We start from the raw sequence: 18093 nt of genomic DNA, 5'->3' as shown, positions 1-18093 counted from the left end.
GACTGCCGGATGAAATAGTGAACAGGAGTGGTTACTGGAATGCGAACAATTTTGATTGCAGAAGATGATATCTTTATGCGGGAGGAGCTGGAGCTGATCCTGAAAAACAGCGGATATCACCCCTGTATCCTGACACATTTTGAAAATGCAGCGGACGAGATTATCCGGTTAAATCCGGATCTCGTCCTTCTTGACGTGAACCTTCCCGGAGTCAGCGGATTTGATATCTGCCGGGAGTTAAAGCGCAGGTGCAGCATCCCCGTTCTCATCCTCACCTCCCGTGATTCTCTGAAAGACGAGGTCCACGCCCTGGGGCTGGGGGCAGATGAATATCTGACCAAACCCTGCCGGATGGAGCGGCTTACTGCCAGAATCGAAAATCTCCTGCGCCGCTATGAAGTCAGCAGAAATATCATAGACGGAGGAGATTTCCAGTACGACAGGGAGACCCATACAGTCTTCTGCGGAGATTCCCCGGTGATCCTTCCGGATAACCAGGGCGTGATTCTCACAGAACTGATGTGTGCAAAAAGCGGGGAGCCTGTGACAAAGGAACGACTCTGCGAAGCACTCTGGGGCACCACGGAATTTATCGATGAAAACGCCCTTCAGGTAAATATGACACGTCTGAAAAAGACGCTGTCCGGCATGGGGCTTGCCTGGCATATCGCAAATGTACGGGGAAAAGGGTATCAGTTTATCCGGGAGGAACAATCCGAATGAAAAGAATCCGAACGAAAATAAAGGAAAAAACAAAAGCAGGAGAAAGAGTGAAAGAGATTTTTCGGGAGAACTGGTTCTGGCTTGCCTTTCTCCTTCTTACGGATGCAGTCTGCGCACTGTTTCTCTGGCTTCTGGATGCAGAGGCTTTCCTGGTTCTTGCCGGACTTCTGGCATTCTCCTCTGCGGCGGTTTTTTTCGGTGCCATTCTGTTTCTCTGCCGCAGGGAGGAAAAACGGGAACGCCTGTACCGGGAATTTCTGGATGATCCGGACGAGCTTCATGCCAGACAGGCTTCCGAGGCGGCCTCGCCCCGGGAACAGCGGCAGATCCGGGCGGTACAGGATATGATAAACGGGGACCGCATGGCACTTTCGGCGGAGATTGGCAGACGCACCGATTATGAAGAGTACATTGAGACCTGGGCACATGAGATCAAGACGCCCCTTTCCCTTCTGACCCTGATGCTGGACAGCAGGAGCAAAGAGATGTCGGAGACGGTCCGCTCCAGACTGGACTGCGCCCAGATACAGATCCAGGAATATGTGGAGCAGATGCTTTATTACTCCCGTGTCCGTGCGGAGCACAAAGATTACGTCTTTGAACGCCTGCAGCTCTCCGAATGCTGTCACGAGGTGCTCGATGAGTACCGGCTCTTTCTCTCCGTTTACGGCTTTCAGGTAGAAGAAGCTTACACAGAGATTCCGGTTCTGACAGACCGGAAAAACTTTGCCTTTATTTTGCGCCAGGTTTTCGCCAATGCAGTAAAATATCGGAAACAGGACGGCACGGTGCCGCGCCTCTCTCTGAAAGCCTTTCCCGTTGAAAAAGACGGCGTCTGCCTTTCTGTTGCCGATAACGGCATCGGTGTGATGCGGCAGGACCTCCCCTTCCTTTTCGACCGGGGCTTCTGCTCGGAGACCGGAGAAAACGGCAGGAAATCTACGGGGATGGGGCTCTATCTTGTAAAACAGCTGGCGGACGATCTGAAGATCCGGGTGGAAATCCGGTCCGAGTACGGAAAAGGATTTGAAATACGGTTTTATTTTCCGGAACTTGCAACAATATCCCGGCTGCCGGACTCTTATATATCGATGGAATAAACTTTCGGGAGGGGGAATGAAGGTGGAAAGACAGAGAATTTTTCCGGTGCCTTCCGCGATATCCGGGTACTGCCTTCGGGCTTCTGACTTTTGCCCTGTATCTCGGATTTCTGCCTGTATATGCAGGGGCAGCCTCCGGACTTTCGGTTCCCTCTGTGTATGCAGCGCTGACTGTTCTTTCTCTGGTCTTGCTGTGTGCCGGACTGATGAACAGAGCAGGTGATGCAGATGGATAAAATAATAATATCTCTTGTTGTTTCCTGGGTTTTGACCGTGATTCTGGAAGGAGCGGCCGCCTGCCTTGTGTTCCGGGTGCGCAGTTGGAGGGATCAGTTTCTTCTGGTTCTCATCAACACACTGACAAATCCCATCGCCGTGCTCATCTGTACTTTGACCGTTGAATATACCGGAATCTCCCGTACAGCGCTGATTATTCCTGTAGAAATCCTCGTTTTCCTTATGGAGGGACTCATGCTTGGAAAAGCGATGGAATCAGCCTCACACCCCTGGATTATGTCGCTGACGCTTAATCTGTTTTCCTTTTTAACGGGGCAGATTCTGAATTTCACGGGACAGATTCACGGCTTTCTGCTATACTGAGGTCAGAAACGCAAAAAAGGAGGAATTAACTATGCAGCCTATGAGACTTTATAAAAGAGAGATAAAAGATCCGGAATTGTTAAAAGAAATCGTGGAGAAATGTGATGTGATCCGTCTTGGTATGACCGATGAGGACGGCATGTTTATCGTTCCCGTCAATTACGGATACACATTTACTTTTACAGATGGAAAGCCGTCGCTGACCTTCTATATCCATGGAGCAGCAGAGGGGCGCAAAGCATGTGCCTTCGCCTCCGCCCCCGGAATTGCATTTGAGATGGATTATATGCATGAAATCATCCGGGGAGATTATTCCTGCAGCTATTCCTACGCCTACCGCAGTATAATGGGGAACGGCATTATTCACCCTCTGGATGATATAGAGGAGAAAAAGAAGGGACTCGCCAGACTGATGGAACATATGGCTCCCGGCTCGGAGATATCATTTTCACCGGAAGCGCTGGAGCGAACCTGCGTTTACCGGATCGATGTAACAGAATTTACCGGGAAGGAACGTCTTCCAAAGAAAGGAAGTTGAACGGTATGAAACAATTTCAGAATATAAAAAGGATTCAGAATGTGAAAAGATTTCAAGGTCTCATTCTCGCCCTTGTTATGACGCTGTTTGCAGGAAATCTTTTCCGCCCGCTTATTGTATCGGCGGATGTGATCTATGAGCCGGACAATTCATTTTACCGAAGGCACAGCATGGAATGCACCTATCTGAACCGGTCCTGTATCGCGGGAGAAGATACATTGCTCTGGAACTCACCGAATTCTTATTTTTCCCGCGAGACAGTTGCCGAAGGACAAATTTTCTCCGTGTCTTATGTTTACACGGATGAAAACGGACTGGAGTGGGGACTTGCGGATTCCTTTGGAAAATGGGTACTGATGGCAGATGTTTTTCTCCCCTATTCCAGCCGTGAGTTCATCCGTGACCATAAGGATGAGATTTATGAAGGCGAGCCTTATATCCTGGAAGAAGGCACCGATTATGTCCGGTGGTCCTATCCAGGCTCCGGAAGCTCTGATGAAGAAACAAGTTCTCTGATGGGCGATATTACATTCACGACATTTTATGAAGACCCGGCAGGGCGTCTCTGGGGATATCGGGAATATATGTTCGGTTCTCGCCACGTGTGGCTCTGTCTGTCGGATCTTACCAGTACACAGATACCAAAGCTTGCCGACTATGTCCCTGCTCCCGGTCAGGAAGCAGATCCGGCGTTGATCACTGAAGCCAAGGAAAACGGACAGGTAAACATATGGTTTCTGGTGATACCTGTTGTGGCTGTTGCTGTTGTGTCTGGTCTGCTGATCTGGAGATTCTGGATTCACAGGCGCAGAAAGCTGTAGGATATCAGGCAGCTTCCTTCCGTTATAAGCCGGAATCTGAGCATTTTTTCTATTTTACACGCAGGAAATTTTGTACAAAATCACTTTTGAAATTTTATGAAAATTTAGTTAAAATAATATTACAACGTGTAGCTCTCATGCGTAATTCCGGTTGTGCAGGAGCTGCACATTTATTTTTTGAAAGAGAGGTATTGCAGAATGAAACGTGTAAAAGCAGCCTGCATATGTCAGACTCTCCACTTCCTGCTGAAGGAAGATCTTGGTCATGATTATGCTGTAAATCTTGTAAAGCAGGAGGTCGAACAGTATAAAAAGGGACTGGACAGAAACCATACCCAGTATAAGATTCTTGAGGAAACGGAACAGCCGGACGGATCGATCATCGTAAAAGTGATCAAACAGTATAATTCCAGTCCGGTAGGAAACTATCTGGATTAATTGTCAGAAGAAACGTACAGGACGATGAGCCGGTCTGGCTGATGTGTTCTGTACGTTTTTTATATTTATTTTATTTGTCTCACTTTCCGCTCTGTGATATAGTATATTTACTCTTTGACGATTATACATATCTGTCTGAACCCGGATGATTCCGGAGGATCATTACTGACAGGGATGCTGAACGTGCTTTTATCGCCGCGTATTTCTGCCGAGAAGAAGATCCTGACATTAAACTCAAAATACCAGGATGTAATTGCAGAAGAGCTTGAGGAGGAACCGGCCGCACTTTCGGTTTACTACAATGCTGTTACAGAAAATCCTCATGCTTCTGCCGATGAAATCTGGGAAAATCTGCAAAAAAAATAAAAGGAGGAACCTGACATGGTACATCATATTGTTATGTGGAAATTCAAACCGGAGATCCCGGAGGAAAAGAAGCCGGAATTAAAGGCTGCAATGAAAGAGAACCTGGCTTCTCTTGTCGGCAGAGTACCCGGTCTGCTGAGCCTGGAATTCGTCGAGAATCCGCTGCCTTCAAGCACCCATGACGTGGCGCTTGTCTCTACCCTTGAAAAAGCAGAGGATATTGCAGTTTACGCAAATCATCCGGCGCATGTTGCTGTTGCCGATACTTATGTCCGTCCATTTGTGACAGAAAGAGCCTGTCTGGATTACTGAGTAATGCGAGGTCGGAAAAAGGAGGCGAAGCGCAATGAATATGTACGATCTGATCGTCAGAAAGAAGCGGGGCGGCGCTCTGACAAAAGAGGAAATTGACTGGATGATCCGGAACTATACTTCCGGTAAAATCCCGGACTATCAGATGTCTGCCATGATGATGGCAATCTGTTTTGTCGGCATGACAGACGAGGAGACGAAAGACCTCACGCTGGCCATGGCGCACAGCGGGGACGTGCTGGATCTTTCCGCCATCCACGGTATAAAGGTGGACAAACACAGCACCGGAGGAGTGGGAGACAAGACCTCTCTTGTCCTGGCGCCCCTTGTCGCTTCCCTTGGTGTTCCGGTGGCAAAAATGTCCGGACGCGGACTGGGACATACAGGAGGAACCATTGACAAACTGGAGAGTTTTTCCGGTTTTTCTACCAGTCTTTCCCCGGAAGAGTTTATCCGCAACGTAAACCAGATTCACATCGCCATTGCCGGTCAGACGGCCAATCTGGCTCCTGCGGACAAAAAGCTGTATGCCCTGCGGGATGTTACCGGAACGGTAGACCAGATGTCCCTGATCGCTTCCAGCATCATGAGCAAAAAGCTCGCTTCCGGAGCAGACGCCATTGTGTTGGATGTGAAGACCGGAGACGGAGCATTTATGAAAGAACTGTCAGACGCCCGCGCACTTGCCCGTGAGATGGTAAGCATCGGGACACTTGCCGGAAAAGATGTGACCGCCGTGATCTCCGATATGGATCAGCCCCTCGGATATGCCGTCGGCAACGCTCTGGAAGTGAAAGAAGCCATTGACACTCTGAAAGGGCAGGGACCTGCGGACCTGCGGGAACTGGTACTGGTGCTCGGAACTTACATGGCGGTAAAAGCGGGTGCAGCAGCAGATCCGGAAACCGCGCGGAAACTTCTGGAGGAATCTCTGGACAGCGGAAAGGCCTTCTCTGTTTTCCGCCAGTTTATTCAGGCACAGGGCGGTAACCCAAGCCAGGCGGATCAACCGGAGCTGCTTCCTTTGGCACCGTATCAGGAGGAAGTTCCTTCTCCGGCCGGAGGATATATCAGTGATATTCATACTGAGGAGATCGGACGGATCTGCCTTCTGCTCGGCGGAGGACGCAGGACAAAGGAGAGTCCCATTGATCTCTCTGTAGGAATCGTCCTGAAAAAGAAGAAGGGGGACAAGGCTGCCCCGGGAGAGGCTCTTGCCGTAATTCACGCATCAGATGCCTCCCTTCTGCCGGAAGCATCCCGGCGTCTTGCTGCTGCTTATGAATTTTCACCGGATCCGCAGCAGGATATCCCGCTGATTAAGGAAATCATTGATTCCGGAAGGTAGAATTCCGGAAAAGGAATAGGACATCAGATGCCATACATATACTGACTATAAATAGCATATGTGTGGCATTTTTATGGAAAGAGAACAGTTCCGGGAAAAGCTTGCATCCGCCGCAAGCATGCCCAAGGATGTGGTGCTCGGCGCTGCAGTGACTACGATCCTCGGACGAAATGAAGTATGTATTGAGAATTACCGGGGGATTATTGAATATACGGATACACTGATCCGTGTTGCAGTAAAAGGTTCGCAGATCCGTCTTACAGGGAAACGTCTGCAGGTTGAATATTACACCAATGATGAGATGAAGATCACCGGAAAAATCTGCACACTGGAATTTGCCGACGGGAGGAATGACGATTGATCCGCTCACTCATCCGTTACCTGAAAGGATATGTCAAAATCCGCGTGGAGGGATATTCCCCAGAACGCTTTCTGAATATGTGCTGCTTTCATCATATTCTGATCTGGGGGCTGTATCCGGCCGACGGTTCCTATGAGCTTTACATGCAGCTTTCCGGTTTCCGCAGGATCCGTCCCTTTGTCCGGAAAACCCATACAAAAGTAACCGTCCTGGAACGCTTTGGCTTTCCCTTCTTTCTGGCAAGATACCGGCGCCGGAAACTTTTCTTCGGCGGTCTGCTTCTCTGCATTTTTCTGATCTACGGATATTCCCTCTTTATCTGGGATATTCATTTTGAGGGGAATGAACGGTGGACGGATGAAACACTGACGGAATTCCTGGCCTCGGAGGGCGTTGCACCAGGGATGTTAAAACGTACTGTGGACTGCCCGGAAATCGTCAAAGAGATCCGGACGGCATATAACGATATTGTCTGGGTATCCGCCTCCATCGACGGAAGCCGCCTGAAGATCCAGATCAAGGAGAATGATGATACTTTCCGGAAAGATACGGTTTCGTCCGGCACAGGTTCATCCGGCACCGCATCCTCTGACGGACAGAATCCGGAAGAAATCGAAACCGCAGGCGAAGGGGATGCCACAGACCTGATCGCTTCGTCCGACGGCACGATTACAGAAATCATTACACGCTCCGGAGTGCCCCAGGTTCATGCCGGAGATCAGGTAAAAGCGGGTGACATCCTTGTTCTCGGCAGGATTGAAGTAAAAAACGACAGCGGGGAAGTCATCGGGTATCAGTATCAGCATTCGGATGCCGATATCTACGCAGACACACAGATGGAATACTCAGACAGTGTTCCTCTTACGGAACCGGAAAAAACGTATGACGGAAAGAAGCGTTTCCAGTTCTTTTTCCGTTTTTTCGGCTGGACAGCGTCTGTCGGCACAGTCCGGAATTCCTTTGAAAACTGCGAAATTTATACAAAAGAAATACAGATGAAGGCGGGAGAGAACTTCTATCTGCCCTTTTCTTTCGGCTTTAAGGAGGCAAGATCCTACACGGCAGAAGAGCGTACATGTACGCAGGAGGAACTTCAGAAAAAGCTGAGCCTGAATTTCAGGCGCTTTTGTGAGGATTTGGAGGAAAAGGGTATTCACATCCGCGGGAATAGTGTTAAAATACACATAGGCGAAAATTCTGCCGATGCTTCCGGTACGATTTATCTGAACGAACGGATCACCCGGGAAGCAGACACGGAAATATTAACAATTGAAAGGAAGGAACCAGATGAGCCTGTCGGAACTGATGATTGATATACCGGCCGAACATGAGGCAAATGTGTTCGGCCAGTTTGATTCCTATGCAAAAAAAATCGAGCGTACCTTTCACGTTACGCTTATTGCCCGGGACGGGCAGACAAAGATCGTGGGGGAGAACAGCGCCGCCCAGAAGGTGCTTCGTATTCTCACCCAGCTTGTGGAGCTGTCCAGGCGGGGCAATACAATAACAGAACAGAATGTGGACTATGCGATCTCGCTTGTCTACGAGGATCAGGAGGAAGACCTTGTCGCTATCGATAAAGACCTGATCTGCTACACGCTTCAGGGGAAACCGGTGAAGCCGAAGACACTGGGGCAGAAGAGGTATGTGGACGCCATCCGCGAAGGCATGATCACCTTCGGGCTTGGTCCCGCCGGAACCGGAAAGACCTACCTTGCCATGGCCATGGCGATTACTGCATTTAAGAGAAATGAAGTCAGCCGGATCATCCTGACCCGTCCCGCCATCGAAGCGGGAGAGAAGCTGGGATTTCTGCCCGGGGATCTGCAGAGCAAGATTGATCCCTATCTGCGCCCGCTGTATGACGCGCTGTATCAGATCATGGGGGCGGAGAGCTTTATCAAGAACTCGGAGAAAGGCCTGATCGAAGTGGCGCCTCTTGCATATATGCGTGGACGTACCCTGGACAATGCCTTCATCATCCTGGACGAGGCGCAGAACACCACCCCTGCCCAGATGAAGATGTTCCTGACACGAATCGGTTTCGGCTCCAAGGTCGTTATCACCGGAGATTCCACCCAGAAGGACCTGCCTGCCGGAGCCGCTTCCGGTCTGGATGTTGCAGTGCAGGTTGTGAAAAATCTGGATGACATCACCATCTGCTCTCTGACGAGCAAGGACGTTGTGAGACATCCTCTTGTACAGAAGATTGTCAAGGCATATGAAGACTATGAGAAAAAATCTGCCGCCCGGCAGAAGAATACACGGAGGAGAAAAGCATGAGTCTGTTTATCGAGGAAGAAGGATCTGTCTGTCTGCCGTTTGATGTGGAGAATACGGCGGAGCTGGTGGTATCCGCTGCGTTGGACTATATCGGCTGTCCCTATGAGGCAGAAGTGAATCTCCTTCTCACCACAGATGATGAGATCCATGAGATGAATCAGATGCACCGTGGCATTGACCGCCCTACCGATGTTCTTTCCTTTCCCATGCAGGAATACGATATTCCCGGAGATTTTTCGAGATTCGACGAGGAGTCGGAAGATATCTTTAATCCGGAATCCGGGGAACTGATGCTGGGGGATATTGTGATCTCCAAGGACCGCGTCCTTGCGCAGGCAGAACAGTACGGTCATTCTCCGAAACGGGAATACGCCTTTCTGATCGCCCACAGCATGCTTCATCTCTTCGGATACGATCACATGGAAGAGGACGAGCGTCTGGTGATGGAACAGAAGCAGCGTGAGATTATGGAGAAGGTAAATATTCCGCGGGAATAGCTGGCGCGGGCAGAAACATACCGTGGACTTGTGTGGTAAGAATATACCATCCGGATAAGAAGATCAAAAATGCAACAGAAGGAGTACGGAATGCAGGAACAGATCAGAAGAAAGAAAACAGAAGAACGGCGAAAAGCAGACAGGCATTTTGTTGAGGCAGCTGCGGCATTCTCCGCGTCCTTTCCTGCCGTATTGTTTGCCGCGCTCTGCCTGATTCCGCTTACCCGGCTGCTTGGAGACAGGGAGAGCGGCGTTCTTGCTGTTACTTTCCTGTTCGGGGCGACGTTGTCCGCCATCGGCTCCCTGGGACTGCCTGCTGCCGTCGGGAAAACCATAGCCGGAAAGTCAGCGCAGAATCAGGGAAAAAACAGTTCCCGCATCTTATTTACTGCTCTGGTTCCTGGAACCGTATCCGCCTTTGCCCTTTCTCTGGCATCCTTTCTGGGTGCCGGCTTCTTTGCGGAGCGTATGTTGTCAGACCCGTCTGCCTCCATTGTGCTGCGCTGCCTTGCCCCCGGGATTTTTCTCTTCCCCGCAAATGGAATCCTTCAAGGATATTTCCTGGGCATCCGCAGTTCCGGCACTGCTGCCGCATCCCGGATAATTGCATGTCTGTCCGGTGTCATTCTGGCACTGGCAGGAGTATTTGTGCTGCCCCTTATCTTAAAACATTGGATCAGCGGTTCCTCAGAGGGACTTCCCGCCGTTTCCCGGGCGGCCGGAGCTGCTGCCGGATGGGTGGCAGGGACAGCATTAAGCCTGATTTTTCTTGTTCTCGCCCTGCGCACTTCCTGTGTTCTGATACAGAAAAAAGCAACCGGAAAGCACATTGATACCGCCCGGAAGGAAAAGATTCCATCCCTGCTCCGTTCACTGACTGTTGCCGCCGCACCGTCCCTTGCCCTTTCAGCCTTCTTTTTTCTCCGGAAACCGGCCGGACTTGCCCTGTTCCGTTATGCCCTTCAGTCCCGGGAAACTTCTGCAGAACAGATGCTTTCTCTGACCGGGACATATCTGATGAAATACGGCGCAATGATCCTGTTTCCCCTTATTCTCACCTGTGGAATCGGTGCAGGATGTGTCCGCGTTCTTGCTTCCGCATATGAGAAAGGGGAACGCCGTGTGTTTCGCGCCCGGTACGATCAGGCTCTGCGTCTGACAGCCGTTGTATCGATTCCGTCCTGGGCTATGCTTGCCATTTTCGCTGCTCCGCTTATGGAACTGCTCTTTCAGAATACGGAATCTGCAGCTATCCCTCTCTTCTGGTACGGTTCCTCTGTCATATTTTTCTTCGGAACAGCAGGAGTATCCGGTGTGATTCTGGCATTCACAGGGCACCTGACAACGCTGATCCGGAATACATTTGCCGGGTTTCTTCTTTCGATAGCTGTTCTGTGTATCGGACTTTTCGGCATAAAAACAGAACTGGCGGGACTGGCTGCCGCAGACGCTGCATTCTTTCTTGTCCTCGGCCTGATGAATCATTTCAGCCTGAAACGCATTTTCGGTTTCCGCATCAACACAGCCCGTTCCTTCGTCAGACCTGCTGCCGCAGCGGCGGTGATGGGAGCTGTCGGAGATGCGGTGTATCTGGTTACAGATCTTCTGGCAGGAGGAAGATTTCTCCCGGTCATTCTGGGAATTGCAGTGGGAATTCTGGTGTATGTCACAGCACTTCTGAAACTGGACACGCTCTCCAAAAGCGATATTCTTCTTCTGCCCGCCGGCAGCAGGATATTCCGGCTGTGCCGCACGCTTCATCTGCTACCCTCCAGGACAGAAAAACACTGACACAACCGCAGTATTCTGCATAAAAACGGAGAAAAAGCCAATACTTCCTGTAAAAAGGAGCTGAATGATATGAAACCAAAATATATTGCCGGCTTTTTCGCGTTTTTACTGCTGATCCTTCTTCTCCTTGCTGCAGGATACCAGATGAGCTACCGGGCTGTCATGGACAGACAGGCGGCGCGGTCCGAAGAACACGCTCCCGTATCAGAGAGTATCTCCGCGGAGGGAGAAGCGGTAAAAGAGGAGAATCCGGATGCCGTGGAAGGCTATTATATCTGTGAACTGCACGGGTTTGTCGTGGTTTATCTCGGAAACCGGACAACGATCTATGAACTGACAGAGATCCCGACTGACGAACTGCCCGATGACGTGGCAGCAGAAGTAAAAGCCGGAAAATATGCTGCCTCGGAAGGAGAGCTGTACGCTTTTCTGGAGAACTATTCCAGTTAAGCAGGTTTTGGGCGTCCCCTTCGCAGAACCGTTTCCGTACCGGTCCTATTCTCTGCTGAACTGATCAGTGAAGAGAGGTTTTTCCGGCAAAACAGAAGGAAAAATCACGAGATTGGTATAATATATTTTGCTCGTCAGAGCGGCTGATTTTGCGCAAATGATTGACAGTATGCCCCGAAGAGGGCATACTAGAGGAAAATAACTGTGAAATAAAGAGGTGCAGTACGGTGAACGGGAATGAGGAAAAAGAAAAGAAACTGACCATCAATGACGTGGCGGAACAGCTCGGAGTTTCGATCAGCACGGTCTCCCGCGCGATCTCCGGCAAAGGGAGGATCGGGAGCGAGACGCGCCGGAAGGTGCTGGAATTTATCGAGGAGCATGATTATCATCCGAACAGCAGCGCAAAGAGTCTTGCGCAGGCAAAGACGGAGAATATTGCCCTTCTGATCCCTGAGGTGCGCACACTGGTGGCGCAGCCGTTCTTCTACTTATGTATGTGCGGCGTAAACGAGGTGGCGCAGGCGCGGGGCTACGATATGTTCGTCGTGACGACGAACGGCAGGGATACGACCCGGCTGAAGCGGCTTCTGGACAATGAGAAAGTAGACGGCGTGATCCTCGGGAATACCCACAGGGATGATTCGTTCGCGCGATTCCTGAAGTCGAGGGGGTGCCCTTTTGTAGCCATCGGTTCCATGGACGACGATACGGTCGTGCAGGTGGACCATGACAATATGGGCGCCTGCAGGGATCTGACGGCGATCCTGCTCTCCCGCGGGATGCGGCGGATCGCCTATATGGGACAGGCGGGCAATCTGATCGTCAACGAGGAGCGGTACAAGGGCTACCGGCAGGCGTTCAATGACATTGGCACGGACGTGGATATGGACCTTGTATACAGGGACAATACGACAGAGATGATTATGCGCAAAAATACCGATGAACTGGTGCGCAAAAAGGCGGACTGCATTCTCTGCCAGGATGACGCTGTCTGCAATATCGTGCTTCAGGAACTGTACTGCCAACAGGTAAGGATCCCACAGGATATCCGCGTGGCGTCGTGTCATAACAGCAAGGCGCTGGACAGTTATCCGGTGACGGTGACGTCGCTTAAGTTTGACAATACCGAGATCGGACGCGTTGCCTGCGACGTGCTGATCGATATGCTGGAGGGCAGGGAAGTGCCGCCGAAAACGGTGCTTGACTATGAGGTCGTGCTCAAGGAATCGACGAAATAGCGGGAATTCCCGGCAGGGAGACGCCTTGAAAAAAGAAAACAGAGGAAGATTGACACGCGGCTGAAATGCGCAAGTTGCGCAAATTCAGCCGCTATCTTTGTATAAAAGATATAAAAATACTTTGAAATGAATGTGTATTATGCACATTGTACAAAAATACGGCAGGTGCTATAATAGTCTACAGAGCAAGCGATTGCGCAACTCTTGAATGCGAAAACATCGGAGAGTGCAGGAGCATTAACAAAGCACTCCGGCAAAGGCCGGAAAAGGAGGTTATTTTATGAAGAAAAAGTTGGTAAGCGTACTGTTGTCAGCGGCAATGGTTTCAACACTGCTTGCAGGCTGCGGCAGCAGACCGGATGATACTTCGGACAAGTCCGAGGGCACGGTGTCAGGCGAAAAGCAGGATGTATCCTTGAGACTGTGGGGCGCAGAGGAAGACCAGACGCTTCTGCAGAGTCTGATCGATTCTTTCGAGGAAGAATATGCCGATGCGGCAAATATCACAGTCGAGCTCGGCGTTGAGAGTGAGTCTACGGCAAAAGATACAGTCCTGACAGACGTTGAGGCCGCGGCAGATGTATACGCATTCGCATCTGACCAGCTTCCGGATCTGGTAAATGCGGGAGCACTTCAGTCCGTTGACGAGATGGACGAGGCTCTCCAGGCTTACGCAGGCAAGAGAGTGGAGGATATCGAGAGTGCTAACTCTGCTGATTCTGTCGAGGCGGCTACATTCAACAATACGCTGTACGCTTTCCCGATGACGGCGGACAACGGATATTTCCTGTACTATGATTCTTCCGTGCTTTCAGCGGATGACGTGGCTACATGGGACGGCATGCTTGCAAAGGCGGACGAGGCAGGAAAGAAAGTTGCCATGACTCTGGCGTCAGGCTGGTACAATGCATCATTCTTCTACAGCGCAGGCTTTACGACGGGACTTAATGACGACGGAAGTACATCCATGGACTGGAACGGGAATGCGGATTACACAGGCGTGGAAGTGACGCAGGCGATGCTGAATATCGCAGGAAGCCCCGCGTTTATGGCAGTTGCAGACGGCGATATTTCCAACCAGATCGCATCCGGACAGCTCTGCGCGGCAGTATCCGGCACATGGGATGCGAAAGCGGCTCAGCAGGCATTCGGAGACGGATATGCAGCAACGAAGCTTCCGACATTTACCATCGCAGGCGACCAGCTGCAGCAGGCTTCTGTATCCGGTTACAAGCTGGTAGGCGTGAACGCACATTCTGAGAACGTAGGATGGGCAGCACTCCTGGCAGACTGGATCACAAATGAAAACGCACAGCAGCAGCGCTTTGAGGAGCGCCAGATCGGGCCGTCAAACAACACGGTGCTTGAGTCTGACGCAGTACAGTCAAATGTAGCTCTTGCAGCCCTTGCAGCGCAGAATGAGTTCGGTGTTGTACAGTTTGCAGGACAGAACTTCTGGGATCCGGCGGCTACATTCGGCGAGATCGTCGCAAAAGGAGAGCTTAATGCAGATGATACGGACGCGATCCAGACAGCGCTTGATACGCTGGTAGAAGGCGCTACGGCTCCGGTCAACTAAAGGAATTAGGAACGATAGAGATAACAACCGGCAATAAAAATGCCTGATCAGCCGGCCGGCCACATGGAATACAGCAGTGAGCCGGCCGGTTTTTGAAAGAGGACCGGATGAAATGATCTTTTATCCGGCTTGGAAGGAGAAAAGTATGGAAAAATCGAAAGGGAAGATCGCAGGGGTCTTCGGCGGCATCGGCAGATTCTTTCGTGGATTCGGAGAAGCCGTTGCAAAAGGCGACCTTTTCGTAAAACTCTCCATGATCTGGATGGGCGCGGGGTATTTCCGCAGGAAGCAGTATGTAAAATCCGTCCTGATCACTATATTTGAAGCGCTGGTCATCGTGTTCAGCGTTGTCTGCTCTTCACATTACATACCGAAGTTCGGCACGCTGGGAACCGTAAAGCGGGCATCGGAGTTCAATCCGGTGACCATGAAAAATGAGATCAACGATTACGACAACTCGTTTATGATCCTTCTGTTCTCTGTGGTAAGCATCGTGATCTGGGCTGTATTCCTTGTGGTCTGGATCTCCAATGTAAAACATGCTTATGAGCTCCAGAAGATGGCGGAGAACGGAGAACATATCAATACATTTAGAGAAGATCTGAATACTTACCGTAACGAGAACTTCTATAAGACGCTGCTGGCGCTTCCGGTAGCGGGAGTCGTAGTCTTCACAGTCGTGCCGCTTCTGATCCTGATCCTGGTGGCGTTTACGAACTACGACCAGCAGCATATGCCGCCGGCACAGCTTTTTACATGGGTGGGGCTTGACAACTTTATCAGTCTGTTTGGAGGCGGCGGGCTTACGATCACGTTCGGATACTCTTTTGTGAGAGTCCTGATCTGGACGCTGGTGTGGGCTCTGTTCTCTACATTTACCACATATATCGGCGGTATCCTGTTATCCCTGCTGATCAACCATAAGAGGGTCAAGCTTAAGAAAATGTGGCGTACCCTGTTCATGGTGACGATCGCAGTGCCCCAGTTCGTATCCCTGCTTCTGGTGAGAAACTTCTTCGCGGACGGAGGCATCGTCAATACGATCTGCGCAAATATCGGACTGACGGGCTTTCTGAGAGATATCGGGCTGATCAGTACGTCCTATATCCCGTTCCTTACATCGCCGGGATGGGCGCACGTGATGATCATTCTGATTAATATATGGGTCGGCGTGCCTTATCAGATGTTGATCGCAACCGGCGTACTGATGAACCTGCCGACGGATCAGGTGGAGAGTGCCCGTATCGACGGGGCGACTCCGGTACAGATCTTCCGTCATATTACCATGCCGTACGTGCTCTTTATCACGGGGCCTGCGCTGGTGACGGATTTTGTAAAGAACATTAACAACTTTAACGTAATTTACCTGCTGACGCAGGATGTGTACACGACTACGGATCAGGCGCTCGCCAACTCGCAGGCGAAGGAAGTGGACCTGCTTGTTACATGGCTGTTCCGTCTGACGCAGGAATACTATAACTATAAGATGGCGGCTGTTATCGGCATTGTTGTCTTTGTACTCTGCGCAGCGTTTACACTGATCGCCTTCGGCCGTATGACCAGAGGAGACCGAGAGGAGGTATATCAATAATGAAGATCAAAGTATCCGATGTTCTAAGACATGTACTTCTGGCGTTTCTTGCGGTGGTGTGGCTGATACCGATCGTGTGGCTGCTCGCCACATCGTTCAGCAAATATACGGGTATGAACTCGTCCACATTTTTCCCGAAAGAGTGGGCGCTCGACAGCTATAAGAACCTGCTCTTCGGAGCGGACACGGTGGCGCAGTTCCCCCAGTGGTTCTGGAATACGTTTATCATCGCATGTTTTACCTGCATCATCTCCACGGCGTTTGTGCTGATGGTGGCGTACGCGACGTCCTGTATGCGTTTCCGCGGCAGGAAGACGCTGATGAACATTGCTGTTATCATCAATCTGTTCCCGGGCGTGCTGGCGATGATCGCCGTATACTTTATCTTAAAGAGCATCGGGCTTACGAACAGCCATCTGGGCCTGATCTTTGTCTACTCGGCGTCGTCCGGACTGGGCTATCTGATCGCCAAGGGCTTTCTGGATACGGTTCCGGTCTCCCTGCGTGAAGCAGCGTACCTTGACGGGGCGAGCGAGGCAAAGGTGTTCTGGAGAGTGGTCATGCCGATGAGCAAGCCGATCATCGTATATACAGTCATCAGTTCTTTCCTTGTACCGTGGATGGACTTCGTATACGCGAAGATGATGCTCAATTCCGGCCTGGCGTCCCAGTGGACGGTTGCTATCGGACTATACAATATGCTTGAGAAGAGCCTGATCAATACATACTTTACACAGTTCTGCGCGGGCGGCGTGATCGTATCGATCCCGATCTCGATCCTGTTTATCATTATGCAGAAGTTCTATGTAGAGGGCGTGACAGGCGGAGCAGTCAAAGGTTAATAAAAGCGCCGCCGGTGCACTTTTACACCGGCGGCATTCTGACAGAAAGGGAAGTATATGGAAGCGTTTATCAAGGGCATGGATGTCTCCTCGCTGAAAGAACTGGAAGAGCTGGGAGCAAAATACTATAAAGACGGACAGGAGAAAGAGCTTCTGGAAATATTGAAAGCGTATGGCGTGAACTCGATCCGCCTGCGGCTGTGGAATGATCCGTACAGCGAATCGGGAGTTCCGTACGGTGCGGGCACCAATGACCTGAAGACGACGACAGAGCTTGCGAAGCGGGTGCTCGCCAGAGACATGGGATTTCTGCTGGATCTCCATTACAGTGATTTCTGGGCGGATCCGGGCAAACAGCGCATCCCCAAGGCATGGCGCGGCATGGATGTGCCGCAGCTTGAGCAGGCCGTATATGATTACACCAGACAGGTGCTTGTGTCGCTGAGGGAGCAGGATGCGTTCCCGACGATGATACAGGTTGGAAATGAGCTTTCAAACGGCCTGCTCTGGCCTTACGGGAAAGTACCGCAGTATGACAATATCGCGAGGTTTATAAATGCGGGGATACGGGCGGTGAGAAGCGTTGATCCGGATCTTCCGGTCATGATCCATCTGGATAACGGCGGCAGCAACGCGCTCTACAGAGAGTGGTTTGACGAGTTTATGAAGCGGGGAGAGGAGTTCGAAGTGATCGGGCTGTCTTATTATCCGTTCTGGCACGGCACACTGCAGGATCTGGAAGACAATATGCGCGACATATCCGCCCGGTACGGAAAAGAGCTGATCGTGGCGGAAGTGTCCATGGGACATACGATGGAAGATTACGCTTCTTTCGAACAGCTCCCGGACGGGCAGCGCAAAGGCATGGCGACGAAGCCGGAACTGGCGGCAAAGGTGGAGTATCCGATGACGCCGCAGGGGCAGAGTGATTTCATGCAGGATTTCCTCACGAGGATCTCGGGGGTGAAAGGAACCCGCGGCTTTTATTACTGGGAGCCGGGCTGGCTTCCGGTGAAAGGAAGCGGCTGGGCAAACGGGGCGGCGCTCGCATATATAGAGGAGAAAGGTCCGGGCGGAAACGAATGGGCCAATCAGGCGCTCTTTGACTACCGGGGCAATGCCCTTCAGGCGCTTGATACGATCCGGGATTTTGCAGCAGTCCGGCCGTAGGGCGCGGCTTGGAATGCGACACGGATTTTACAGAAACAGAAA

Annotated in this window: 19 protein-coding genes; all 19 read left to right on the top strand. The window is 51.1% G+C overall.

Features of this window, described 5'->3' with window-relative positions; translation table 11 throughout:
- Positions 1–39 precede the first annotated feature (39 nt).
- The 19 genes from B5F07_RS11930 to B5F07_RS11830 all read left to right on the top strand — a co-directional run bounded on the left by B5F07_RS11930 (position 40) and on the right by B5F07_RS11830 (position 18051).
- Positions 40–723 carry a response regulator transcription factor gene (locus tag B5F07_RS11930; RefSeq protein WP_087161510.1) on the top strand — a complete coding sequence of 228 codons (684 nt, stop codon included), beginning with the start codon at positions 40–42 and terminating at the stop codon, positions 721–723.
- Complete coding sequence (locus B5F07_RS11925) at positions 720–1823, top strand: sensor histidine kinase (RefSeq protein WP_087161509.1); 1104 nt, start codon at positions 720–722, stop codon at positions 1821–1823. The genes B5F07_RS11930 and B5F07_RS11925 overlap by 4 nt, the downstream gene beginning before the upstream one ends.
- Before the next feature lie 228 nt (positions 1824–2051).
- Positions 2052–2423: a hypothetical protein gene (locus B5F07_RS11915; protein ID WP_140398008.1), complete on the top strand. Its 372-nt coding sequence runs from the start codon at positions 2052–2054 to the stop codon at positions 2421–2423.
- Positions 2424–2454: 31 nt separating this feature from the next.
- Positions 2455–2961, top strand: a complete 507-nt coding sequence (locus B5F07_RS11910) for a pyridoxamine 5'-phosphate oxidase family protein (RefSeq protein WP_087161506.1) — start codon at positions 2455–2457, stop codon at positions 2959–2961.
- A 5-nt stretch (positions 2962–2966) separates the two neighbouring features.
- Positions 2967–3782, top strand: coding sequence for a hypothetical protein (locus B5F07_RS11905; RefSeq protein WP_087161505.1), 816 nt, complete (start codon positions 2967–2969; stop codon positions 3780–3782).
- A 198-nt stretch (positions 3783–3980) separates the two neighbouring features.
- Positions 3981–4220, top strand: a complete 240-nt coding sequence (locus tag B5F07_RS11900; protein WP_087161504.1) for a hypothetical protein — start codon at positions 3981–3983, stop codon at positions 4218–4220.
- Positions 4221–4601: 381 nt separating this feature from the next.
- Complete coding sequence (locus B5F07_RS11890; protein ID WP_087161502.1) at positions 4602–4898, top strand: Dabb family protein; 297 nt, start codon at positions 4602–4604, stop codon at positions 4896–4898.
- Positions 4899–4932: 34 nt separating this feature from the next.
- Positions 4933–6246 (top strand): pyrimidine-nucleoside phosphorylase, encoded by a 1314-nt coding sequence (locus B5F07_RS11885; protein WP_087161501.1) that lies wholly within the window; start codon positions 4933–4935, stop codon positions 6244–6246.
- 73 nt (positions 6247–6319) lie between these two features.
- Entirely contained in the window at positions 6320–6607 is a 288-nt protein-coding gene (locus tag B5F07_RS11880) for a YabP/YqfC family sporulation protein (protein WP_242972514.1), read from the top strand.
- Positions 6604–7920, top strand: a complete 1317-nt coding sequence (locus tag B5F07_RS11875; protein ID WP_204248841.1) for a sporulation protein YqfD — start codon at positions 6604–6606, stop codon at positions 7918–7920. The genes B5F07_RS11880 and B5F07_RS11875 overlap by 4 nt, the downstream gene beginning before the upstream one ends.
- Entirely contained in the window at positions 7895–8890 is a 996-nt protein-coding gene (locus B5F07_RS11870; RefSeq protein ID WP_087161499.1) for a PhoH family protein, read from the top strand. Before B5F07_RS11875 ends, B5F07_RS11870 begins: the two co-directional genes overlap by 26 nt.
- Positions 8887–9387 (top strand): rRNA maturation RNase YbeY, encoded by a 501-nt coding sequence (gene ybeY / locus B5F07_RS11865; RefSeq protein ID WP_087161498.1) that lies wholly within the window; start codon positions 8887–8889, stop codon positions 9385–9387. Before B5F07_RS11870 ends, ybeY begins: the two co-directional genes overlap by 4 nt.
- Positions 9388–9477: 90 nt before the next feature.
- Entirely contained in the window at positions 9478–11178 is a 1701-nt protein-coding gene (locus B5F07_RS11860) for a polysaccharide biosynthesis C-terminal domain-containing protein (RefSeq protein ID WP_162613120.1), read from the top strand.
- Positions 11179–11247: 69 nt separating this feature from the next.
- Positions 11248–11628 (top strand): hypothetical protein, encoded by a 381-nt coding sequence (locus B5F07_RS11855; protein ID WP_087161496.1) that lies wholly within the window; start codon positions 11248–11250, stop codon positions 11626–11628.
- A gap of 227 nt (positions 11629–11855) precedes the next feature.
- On the top strand, positions 11856–12869 hold the full coding sequence (locus B5F07_RS11850; protein ID WP_162613119.1) for a LacI family DNA-binding transcriptional regulator: 1014 nt from the start codon (positions 11856–11858) through the stop codon (positions 12867–12869).
- Positions 12870–13149: 280 nt separating this feature from the next.
- Positions 13150–14448 (top strand): extracellular solute-binding protein, encoded by a 1299-nt coding sequence (locus tag B5F07_RS11845; protein ID WP_087161494.1) that lies wholly within the window; start codon positions 13150–13152, stop codon positions 14446–14448.
- Between the two features lie 145 nt (positions 14449–14593).
- Complete coding sequence (locus B5F07_RS11840; protein WP_087161547.1) at positions 14594–16039, top strand: carbohydrate ABC transporter permease; 1446 nt, start codon at positions 14594–14596, stop codon at positions 16037–16039.
- Positions 16039–16881, top strand: coding sequence for a sugar ABC transporter permease (locus tag B5F07_RS11835; RefSeq protein WP_087161493.1), 843 nt, complete (start codon positions 16039–16041; stop codon positions 16879–16881). Before B5F07_RS11840 ends, B5F07_RS11835 begins: the two co-directional genes overlap by 1 nt.
- 57 nt (positions 16882–16938) lie before the next feature.
- Positions 16939–18051, top strand: coding sequence for a glycoside hydrolase family 53 protein (locus B5F07_RS11830; protein WP_087161492.1), 1113 nt, complete (start codon positions 16939–16941; stop codon positions 18049–18051).
- Positions 18052–18093: the final 42 nt, after the last annotated feature.

The sequence above is a fragment of the Lachnoclostridium sp. An169 genome (assembly GCF_002160525.1).
Taxonomy (GTDB): domain Bacteria; phylum Bacillota; class Clostridia; order Lachnospirales; family Lachnospiraceae; genus Mediterraneibacter; species Mediterraneibacter cottocaccae.
Note: the sequence above shows the minus strand (reverse complement) of the source record. Positions and strands in the feature narration are given on the sequence as shown.